The organism is Acidimicrobiales bacterium (assembly GCA_035512495.1).
In the GTDB taxonomy this organism is placed as follows: domain Bacteria; phylum Actinomycetota; class Acidimicrobiia; order Acidimicrobiales; family CADCSY01; genus DATKDW01.
Genome location: DATKDW010000002.1, coordinates 1 through 8,763, shown reverse-complemented (window position 1 = coordinate 8,763; position 8,763 = coordinate 1). Strand labels below are relative to the sequence as shown.

The following is an 8,763-nucleotide window of genomic DNA, read 5'->3' as shown; positions in this document are numbered from 1 at the left end:
CTGTTCGGCTTCCTCGCCGCGTTCGAGGACGGCGCATCCCGAGCCGCCCAGCCGGGCGACACGATCCCCGACACGACCAGCGAGCCCGTCTCCGGGCCCACCGAGGAGCAGTCATGACCGTGCAGGACGACGTCCGCCAGTTCTCGTGGATGATCGACAGCTTCGTCGAGCAGACCCCTGGCGTCACCGACGCCATCGCGGTGTCGGCCGACGGGTTGCTGATGGCCATGTCCAAGTCCCTGGACCGGGCCGGCGCCGAGCAGCTGGCCGCCATCGTCTCGGGCCTGGTGAGCCTCGGTCACGGCACCACCTCGTGCTTCGGCTTCGAGGCGCTCGAGCAGGTCATCGTGGCCATGAAGGGCGGCTACCTGTTCGTGTCGTCGATCTCCGACGGCAGCTGCCTCGGGGTGATCGCCTCCAAGCGCTGCGACATCGGCCAGGTCGGCTACCAGGCCAGCCTGCTCGTCGACCGGGCGCGCGCCGTGCTGACGCCGGAGCTCATCTTCGAGCTCCAGCAAGAGGTGCTCGTGTCATGAGGGTCCTCCGATGACGGAGCCACGCCGCACGGGTGGTCACGACGTCGTCCGCCCCTTCGTGATGACGGGTGGGCGGACCCGGCCCGATCGGCGCGACCTGCGCATCGAGACGATGCTCACCGCGGTGCCCGGCGCGTCGACCTCGGGGCTGTCGGCCGAACAGGTGAAGCTGCTCAAGCTGTGCCAGCGCCCGCAGTCCATCGCCGAGGCGTCCGCCGAGCTCGGCCTGGTCATCGGCGTCACCACCATCCTCGCCGCCGACCTCGTCTCCGAGGGCTGCCTCGAGGTGCACCAGACCGATCCCGTGGAGATCGAGCTCGACGCCCTGTCGCGCATGATCGACGCCGTGCGAGCCCTGTGAGGACCCGATGACGATCCAGCCCGAGGGCCGCCCCGCCGCGGCGCCCTGGAAGCCGCGCATCCGCGCCGTGAAGTTCGTGGTCGCCGGCGGCTTCGGCGCCGGCAAGACCACCTTCGTCGGCGCCCTGTCGGAGATCCCGCCGTTGCGGACCGAGGCCGCCATGACGAGCATCGGCGCCCGCGTCGACCACCGTCGGGGCTCGGAGACCAAGACGCACACCACGGTGGCGATGGACTTCGGCCGCCTCACCGTCGACGAGCACCTCGTCATGTACCTCTTCGGTACGCCCGGCCAGGAGCGCTTCGGGTTCATGTGGGACGACATCTGCTCCCACGCCCTCGGTGCCGTCGTGCTCGTGGACACCGATCGCCTCGACCAGAGCTTCCCGGCCGTGGACTACTTCGAGGCCAAGGACATCCCCTTCGTCGTGGCCGTCAACCGCTTCGAGGGCAGCGCCCGCCACGACCTCGCTGCGGTCCGCGACGCGCTCGGGGTCAGTGCCCACGTCCCGATGACCGAGTGCGACGCACGCGAGACCGGGTCGGCCAAGGAGGTGCTGTTGCTGTTGCTCGACGAGCTCGTCAACGCCGCGCGCGCCCGCACCGCCGCCGCCCTGACCTGAACCCCCCGGGGCTGCGCTACGGCGTGCTGCTGGCGCCGTCGGCTGCCGCCGGCGGCGCGGCGCCGCTGCCGGCACCGCCGGTCCCGGCGTCGGTGCCCGGCCCGGACTCACCCTCGCTACCGTCGGTGTCCTCGCTGCCGGGTGCGTTGTCGGGCGAGGGGTCACCGCGGTCGGCACCGGACCCGCCCTCGCCACCCTCGGGGGCTTCCAGACCGATCTCGGCCAGCGCCTCCTCGAGGGTCATGTCCGGGTGCTCCTCCATGAGCAGGACCACGGCCTCGAGCGCCTCGGCGTCGTCGCTGTCGGGGTTCTCGCCGCCGAGCAGCCGCTCGTGCAGGACGATGAAGAGCAGATCGTGGTCGGAGAGCTGGTCCTCACCGAACCCCGGCATGCCGCCGCCGACCGGCTGCTCGTTGGCGCCGTAGGTGTCGCCGCGCTCCTCGAGCCAACCGGCCGAGCCGAGCCGGACCCATTCGAAGTGGGTCACGAAGTCGGGGAAGGTCTCGTAGATGGCGCCGCCGGTGAAGGCCGGACCCACGCCGCCGCCACCAGCACCGCCGTGGCAGCCGCCGCAGCCGCTGCCGGCGAAGAGCTCCTGGCCGACGACCTCGGCACCCTCGCCGGCGGGCGGAGGGGACAAGGTGCCGGCGTAGACGTAGGCCCACAGCGGCAACCCGGCCAGCACGGGCAGGGCCCAGAACGGGACCTTGCGGCGCTTCTGATAGGCCTCGACCATCGGGGAGGGCGGCGGTGCGACCTCGGCAGCGGCCGGTGCCGGGTGCGCCGGCATGGACGCGGGGGCCGGTGCCGCAGCCTTGGCCGGGGTGTCGGCCGACGCGGCCCCACCGGTGTCCGAGGTGCCGTCACCATCCGACGCACCGCCGTCGCCGCCCATGGCGGAGCGACGTTCGCGCGAGCGCTTGAGGAGGTGTTCGGGGATCTCAGTCAACGGGCCTCCCGGAGACACAGGCGTTGGGCTGTTGCGACGGCGACAGGGTAGGCCGTACGCCCGATCGGCACCCAAGCCGCCCCGAACGACCCGATGTGTCTCGCCCCAGGGGGTCGTGGTAGACCCTTCGTCTGCGGGCTCCGACGGCTCGGAGCCCTCCTCGCACCAATGTGAACGAATTCACGAGGTCCTTCACGCCGTGGTCGCTCTTCTCCTCTCCTCCATCATCGGAATCCTCGGCGTGCTGGCCGTGGTCTGGTACGGGAAGAACCGTCGCGCGCCGGGGGCGCCGCTGACGTGGGGGCAGGCCTACGCTGCCGCAGCATTCGTCTTCTTCTTCATGTTCTGGTGGTACGGGATCATCCCCCACCAGTGGCTGGTGTGGGCCGACAACGAGCTGAACTGGCGCCCCGATCGCACGGTGTGGGGCATCGGCAACTTCATGCGCCCCCAGGCCGAGGGCGGCTGGTTGCCGATGACCTTCAACTGGCGACACATCCGCGACTTCGTGGCCGTGGTCATCTACGGCGTCGGGCTCGGCCTGCAGCTCTGGCTCTGGAGCTGGTGGAACAACCGGGCCAAGAAGGCCGAGGCGCAGGCCGCCGTCGTGCCCACCTCGAGCTACGGCCGCCCGCTGGTCAAGAAGGGGTGAGCCGATAGTGGCCAAGACCGACGCAAACCCGCCGCTCCCGGAGTTCCGGGACGACTACGTGCTCCAGGAGGTCGATGCCTCCTGGCTGGCCGCCGCGGTCAAGCCCAAGCAGTTCATCCACATCGACCAGTCCGAGTGCATCATGTGCGAGGGCTGCGTCGACATCTGCCCGTGGAAGTGCATCCACATGGTCAGCCCGTCGGCCATCGAGTCGGCCGTGGGCACCGAGCAGCCGGGGCTCGACCCGAGCGACAACGTCATCTTCACCATCGACGACGACGTCTGCACCCGCTGCGCCCTCTGCGTCGACCGGTGCCCCACCGGCGTCATCATCCTCGGCAAGCTCGGCGCCCCGAGCGCCGCCGGCGACCCCCACCAACGCACCCCGACCCATGGCTACGGCTATGGGATGCGGCTCGGATAAGGAGAAGCTCCGTGGCCAGCACCACCGAAGACAAGCCATCGCGGAGCGAGCGGCTGCAGAAGTCGATGCAGGCCCTGCCCGACACGGTGCAGTCCTCGCAGGCGTGGAACTCGATCTTCCGGCCGGGCTCGATCTTCCGCAAGGGCTACACCGACAGCCCCCGGAACCGCTCCTACGTCGTCATGAACTCGGTGCTGTACCACCTGCACCCGGTGAAGGTGAAGCGCCACGCCGTGAAGGTGAGCTACACGCTCTGCCTCGGCGGGTTGTCCTTCTTCCTCTTCATCCTGCTGACGGTCACCGGCATCTTCTTGATGTTCTTCTACCGTCCGACCGCCGCCCAGGCCTGGGACGACATCTACAACCTCCAGGTCGGCATCACCTTCGGCCTGCTCGTGCGCAACCTGCACCGATGGGCGGCCCACCTCATGGTGCTGTCGGTGTTCCTGCACATGGCCCGCGTCTTCTACCACGGGGCCTACAAGCCGCCGCGGGAGTTCAACTGGGTGATCGGCGTGATCCTGCTCACGCTCACCCTGCTGCTGTCCTTCACCGGCTACCTCCTCCCCTGGGACCAGCTGGCGATGTGGGCCGTGGCCGTGGGCACCGAGATGATGGGCTATGCCCCGGTGTTCGGCGACCAGGTGCGGTTCGTGATGCTCGGCGGCTCGGAGATCGGCTCCGACACGCTCATCCGGTGGTACGTGCTGCACGTGTTGATGCTGCCCTTCGTGATCGTCATCTTCATGGCGATCCACTTCTGGCGAGTCCGCAAGGACGGCGGGATCTCCGGTCCGCTGTAGGCGATGATGGTGACGAGACGAGGCATGCACCCATGACCGAGATCCCCGAACACCTCCGGAAGCGGGCCGAAGAGGCCCGCAAGAAGGCCGAGGCCGAGAGCGCGCCCGCCGCCGCCGACGCCGGCGCCGGGGCGGAGCAGTCGGCCGAGCAGACCGAGGCCGAGTCGCGCATCCCGGCGCACCTCCTCGAGCGGTCCAAGGCCGCCAAGGCCAAGGCCGGCGGCGGTGACGCCGCGGCCTCCTCGGATGGTGGCGGCGGCACGGCCGTGGCCACGGCCCCGGCGGCTGCGGTCACCGACGGCGGACCGCTGCCCACCGGTCCCGGCGGGCACACCCAGCGCCTGTTGACGGTGGTCAAGGCCGGCTCCATCCAGGACGTCCGGGCCACCCCGCTCGACAAGGTCCACACCTGGCCCCACCTCATCGTGGTCGAGTTCGTCGCCGCCCTGGCGATCACGGCGTTCTTGCTCTTCTTCTCGATCTTCGTGAACGCGCCGCTGCTCGACCTGGCCAACTTCAACGAGACGCCCAACCCGTCGAAGGCGCCGTGGTACTTCCTCGGTCTCCAGGAGCTCCTCACGATGTTCCACCCGATGGTGGCCGGCATGACCATCCCCACCATGGCGCTGGTCGCGCTGGTCCTCGCGCCCTACACCGACCGCAACCCCTCGAACAAGCCCAACGACCGCAAGTTCGTGATCTCGCTGATGACGATCCACCTGATGTTCTGGGCGGTGCTCACGATCATCGGTTCGTTCTTCCGAGGTCCGGGCTTCAACTTCGTGTTCCCCTGGAACGCGGGCCTGTTCTTCCACCTGTGAGCTCGACGAGAACCGACGAGAAGTAGGGAAGACCCACCATGGACACCTCCACCGTCGCCATCCTCGCCGTCGTCGCCCTCGTGGTGCTGGCTGGCGTGGTCCTGCTGGCTGCCGCCCGCCGAAACCAGACCCAGAAGGCCATCGGTGTGCTGTCCCGCGAGACGCGCTCGCGCGACTCCGGTGCCGCCGCCATCAGCCCGCGCGAGGAGGGCAAGGCCACCGCGTCGGGCCGCGAGCTCGAGCTCGCGGCCAAGCTCGAGCGCAGCCGCTCGGGCAAGGAGCTCGTCACCGCCGGCTCCGCTGCGCCCACGGCCTGGGTCCCGCCGGACCCCGACACGCTCGGCGCCACCCGTCGCCAGTTCCTCAACCGGGGCATCACCGGCTTCTTCGTCGTCGGCCTGTCCGGCTTCGGTGCGGCATGCATCGCCTTCCTCTGGCCTCAGGTCGGTGGCGGCTTCGGCTCCACGATCGACGTCGGCAACGTCACCGACGTGATCTCCAGCATCCGGGACAACAACGGGTTCCTGTATCAGCCCGAGGGCCGCATGTGGATCACCGAGTACCCCACCAGCGCCCTCGAGAAGGCCGAGGCCGTCTACTCCGACAGCGAGCTCGCCGGCATGGAGGCCGGCGTCGTCGCCCTGTACCAGAAGTGCCCGCACCTCGGCTGCCGCGTGCCCGAGTGCGTGACGTCGCAGTGGTTCGAGTGCCCCTGCCACGGGAGCCAGTACAACCAGGTCGGCGAGAAGAAGGGCGGCCCCGCCCCCCGTGGCCTCGACCGCTTCGCCATGTCCGTGTCCAACGGCCGCCTGTCGGTCGACACGGGCACCATCATCCAGGGCCCGCCGATCGGCACGAACACCACCGGCCAAGAGGCCGAGGGCCCCAACTGCATCAGCGCCGCGTCGGACCACTGAGAAGAGCGACCGCATCCCACCATGACTGAACTGACCCCCCTCTTCGCCGCGAGCACCGTGCAAGCCATCGGCACCGTCATCGCTCTGCTGGCGACGGTCGCCGTCGTCGTCTACGCGCTGTTCAACATCCGCGCCGGGCGACGCGAGGTCGGCTCCGAGATCGAGCTCGCCGCGAACCTCAAGCCCTACTACGACGACGACGAGCTCGAGACCAAGAAGCTCGACCGGGCCCTCACCGCCGGACTCGCCGGCCTGGTGCTCATCGGCGTCGGGCTCCCCGCCTACTGGGTGGCCGAGCCCGGCCGCATCGAGGGAGGCCAAGATGACTTCCAGGCGATCTTCGAGTCCCGGGGCGAGGACCTCTACACCGAGGGTGCCCAGTGCAACGCCTGCCACGGCCCCGACGGAGTCGGCGGTGTCGCCTCGCACACCATCCTCGACGAAGACGACGAGTTCGTCGCCCAGGTCAACTGGGCGGCGCCGGCGCTCAACACCGTGCTGCAGCGCTACGACTGGGAAGAGGTGTACTACGTCCTCGAGTACGGCCGGCCGTTCTCGCCGATGCCCGCCTGGGGCGAAGGCGGGGGCGGTCCGCTCACCACCCAGCAGCTCGACAACATCATCCACTACCTCGCCACCCTCCAGCTGTCCCACGACGAGTCGGTGGCCGAGGTCGAGGGCGAGCTGCGGCGCACGCTCGACCTCGACGACGACGACGACATCGACTACACCGAGCTGGCCACCGGCGAGGCGCTGTTCAACCTCGGCCGCGACTCCGGCTTCGCCGGCGGCGCCTACGCCTGCGGTCGCTGCCACACCAGGGGCTGGTCGATCAACGCCGAGAGCGCGCTGCCCGAGGCCGCCGACCTGAGCCTGTACGTCGACTACGAGGACGGCTCCGGGGCCTACGGCCCCCAGCTGCGCAACGGCCTCGTGCCCCGCCAGTTCGCCTCCGTCGAGGACCTCGCCCAGTTCCTGCACGTCGGCGCGGAGCGCGGCGTCGCCTACGGCCTGAACGGCATGTCGGGTGACGGCATGATGCCGGGCTTCGGGTTCAATCCGAACACGGAAGAGGCCGACGACGGAATGATGACGAGCGACATGATCATGGCCATCGCCCGCTACGTGGAGTCCCTCGGGGAGGGCGACTGATGCAGACCCTCAACCTCCTCGCAGGCATCGCCTTCGATCCGACCATCCGCGGGCTGCTGTCCGTCGTCGTCGGTGTCGTCGTCCTCGTGGGCTCGGTGTACCTGCTGCTCGCCACCAACACCGGCAACCGCCTCGGCTTCCTCCTCGCCCTCACCGGCTTCTTCGGCTGGATGGCGATCCTGGGTGCCGTGTGGTGGATCTACGGCATCGGCATGAAGGGCGAGGACCCCGCGTGGCGTGTCGTCGAGTACAACACCGCCGACACCAGCCAGGCGGTCACCGATCGCGTCCGCGAGCTGGAGCTCTCCGAGCTGCCCCAGGCGCCAGGCGGCGGCGTCGACTACGAGTTGATGTCGACGCTCGCCGAGGAGGACCCCGACCGCTTCGCGGAGGTCGACGAGCGCATCGAACAGGACAGCAACGGCTGGCGGTGGCTCCCCGCCTCGGAGCCCGCCCGGGGTGAGGCCGAGGCCACGGTCAGCGACGCGCTGCCCGACTGCGCCACCTGCAACTTCGGCATCGAGAGCCCGGCGGACTACCTGGTCCTCGGCGCCTTCGAGGTCGGTGGCAAGGAGGGCCTGCCCGACGACCCCAACCGGTGGGATCGCATCCGCACCCAGATCGTGTCGGCGGTCACCATCAAGAACCCGGAGCGCTACGCCGTCATCCAGGTCCAGCGGATCATCGACCAGCCGACCGTGCCGGGCGAGGCCCCGCCCACGCCCGAGGTCGACCCGGACCAGCCGGTGATCTCCGTCGTCATGCTGCGCGACATCGGCGACCGGCGCTTCCCGGCCGCCATGATCACCATCGGCTCGACGCTGATCTTCGCCCTGTTGTGCTGGGTGCTCCACCAGCGCGAGCGCATCCTGGAGGCCAACCTGGCGCAGGCCGAGTCGGTCAGGACGAGCACGCCGGTGCCGACCGGAGCCTCCGTCTAGACCATGCTCGGCCAGTACCTCCCCCTCGTCGTCCTCCTGGGCCTCGCTGCGGTCTTCGTGGCGGGCAGCCTGGCGACGTCGAAGCTGGTGGCGCCCCAGCGCAAGACCGTGGCGAAGCTGGCCCCGTACGAGTCCGGCATCATTCCCACCCGGGAGCCCCCGGAGCGCTTCCCGGTGAAGTTCTTCCTGGTCGCGATGTCCTTCGTCGTCTTCGACATCGAGATCATCTTCCTGTTCCCGTGGGCCACGATCTACCGCCAGCTCGGGGCCTTCGGACTGTTCGCGATCCTGCTGTTCTCCGCGCCGATCGTGATCTCGCTGGCCTACGAGTTCAGCCGCGGCGCGCTCGACTGGGGTCCGACCAAGACCCGGCGCCGCGTCGACGGCACTGGAGCGGGCGCGACCGACGCCGAGCGGGAGATGGTCTCCTCCGAGCGCACCGCCGCCAGCACGGTCCGACGGGTCGGCCTCGACGGCCGCCCCGACGGCACCGACGAAGCGGCCTGAAACCGATCGCGAAGAGGAGCTCACCATGGCTTGGAAGCTCGACGAAGGCCTCGAGGGCCTCGACCACAACGTCCTGAC

Annotated in this window: 12 protein-coding genes; 11 read left to right on the top strand and 1 reads right to left on the bottom strand. The window is 69.6% G+C overall.

Annotated features, from left to right (window positions below; translation table 11 throughout):
- Positions 1 to 113: 113 nt before the first annotated feature.
- Genes VMN58_00150 through VMN58_00140 form a run of 3 tightly spaced genes read left to right on the top strand, consistent with a single transcriptional unit; the run spans position 114 to position 1,519 of the window.
- A complete protein-coding gene (locus tag VMN58_00150; GenBank protein HUF31602.1) occupies positions 114 to 536 on the top strand; it encodes a roadblock/LC7 domain-containing protein in 423 nt (140 codons plus the stop codon).
- Positions 537 to 546: 10 nt separating this feature from the next.
- On the top strand, positions 547 to 897 hold the full coding sequence (locus tag VMN58_00145) for a DUF742 domain-containing protein (GenBank protein HUF31601.1): 351 nt from the start codon (positions 547 to 549) through the stop codon (positions 895 to 897).
- 7 nt (positions 898 to 904) lie between these two features.
- On the top strand, positions 905 to 1,519 hold the full coding sequence (locus VMN58_00140; GenBank protein ID HUF31600.1) for an ATP/GTP-binding protein: 615 nt from the start codon (positions 905 to 907) through the stop codon (positions 1,517 to 1,519).
- A 16-nt stretch (positions 1,520 to 1,535) separates the two neighbouring features.
- Here the strand turns inward: VMN58_00140 and VMN58_00135 are convergent, their stop codons facing one another.
- Entirely contained in the window at positions 1,536 to 2,468 is a 933-nt protein-coding gene (locus tag VMN58_00135; GenBank protein ID HUF31599.1) for a c-type cytochrome, read from the bottom strand.
- Positions 2,469 to 2,667: 199 nt separating this feature from the next.
- Here VMN58_00135 and VMN58_00130 point away from each other — a divergent pair, with 199 nt between their 5' ends.
- From VMN58_00130 to ndhC, 8 genes are read left to right on the top strand one after another with little or no spacing between them, the layout of a single operon-like run.
- Positions 2,668 to 3,120, top strand: a complete 453-nt coding sequence (locus VMN58_00130; protein ID HUF31598.1) for a hypothetical protein — start codon at positions 2,668 to 2,670, stop codon at positions 3,118 to 3,120.
- Between the two features lie 7 nt (positions 3,121 to 3,127).
- On the top strand, positions 3,128 to 3,544 hold the full coding sequence (locus VMN58_00125; GenBank protein ID HUF31597.1) for a 4Fe-4S binding protein: 417 nt from the start codon (positions 3,128 to 3,130) through the stop codon (positions 3,542 to 3,544).
- Positions 3,545 to 3,555: 11 nt separating this feature from the next.
- Positions 3,556 to 4,347 carry a selenite/tellurite reduction operon b-type cytochrome ExtP gene (extP, locus tag VMN58_00120; protein HUF31596.1) on the top strand — a complete coding sequence of 264 codons (792 nt, stop codon included), beginning with the start codon at positions 3,556 to 3,558 and terminating at the stop codon, positions 4,345 to 4,347.
- A 32-nt stretch (positions 4,348 to 4,379) separates the two neighbouring features.
- On the top strand, positions 4,380 to 5,168 hold the full coding sequence (locus VMN58_00115) for a menaquinol-cytochrome c reductase cytochrome b subunit (protein HUF31595.1): 789 nt from the start codon (positions 4,380 to 4,382) through the stop codon (positions 5,166 to 5,168).
- A gap of 38 nt (positions 5,169 to 5,206) precedes the next feature.
- On the top strand, positions 5,207 to 6,085 hold the full coding sequence (locus VMN58_00110) for a Rieske 2Fe-2S domain-containing protein (GenBank protein HUF31594.1): 879 nt from the start codon (positions 5,207 to 5,209) through the stop codon (positions 6,083 to 6,085).
- Positions 6,086 to 6,106: 21 nt separating this feature from the next.
- Positions 6,107 to 7,237 carry a cytochrome c gene (locus tag VMN58_00105; protein HUF31593.1) on the top strand — a complete coding sequence of 377 codons (1,131 nt, stop codon included), beginning with the start codon at positions 6,107 to 6,109 and terminating at the stop codon, positions 7,235 to 7,237.
- Positions 7,237 to 8,178 carry a hypothetical protein gene (locus tag VMN58_00100; GenBank protein HUF31592.1) on the top strand — a complete coding sequence of 314 codons (942 nt, stop codon included), beginning with the start codon at positions 7,237 to 7,239 and terminating at the stop codon, positions 8,176 to 8,178. The genes VMN58_00105 and VMN58_00100 overlap by 1 nt, the downstream gene beginning before the upstream one ends.
- Positions 8,179 to 8,181: 3 nt before the next feature.
- On the top strand, positions 8,182 to 8,685 hold the full coding sequence (gene ndhC / locus VMN58_00095) for an NADH-quinone oxidoreductase subunit A (protein ID HUF31591.1): 504 nt from the start codon (positions 8,182 to 8,184) through the stop codon (positions 8,683 to 8,685).
- Positions 8,686 to 8,763: the final 78 nt, after the last annotated feature.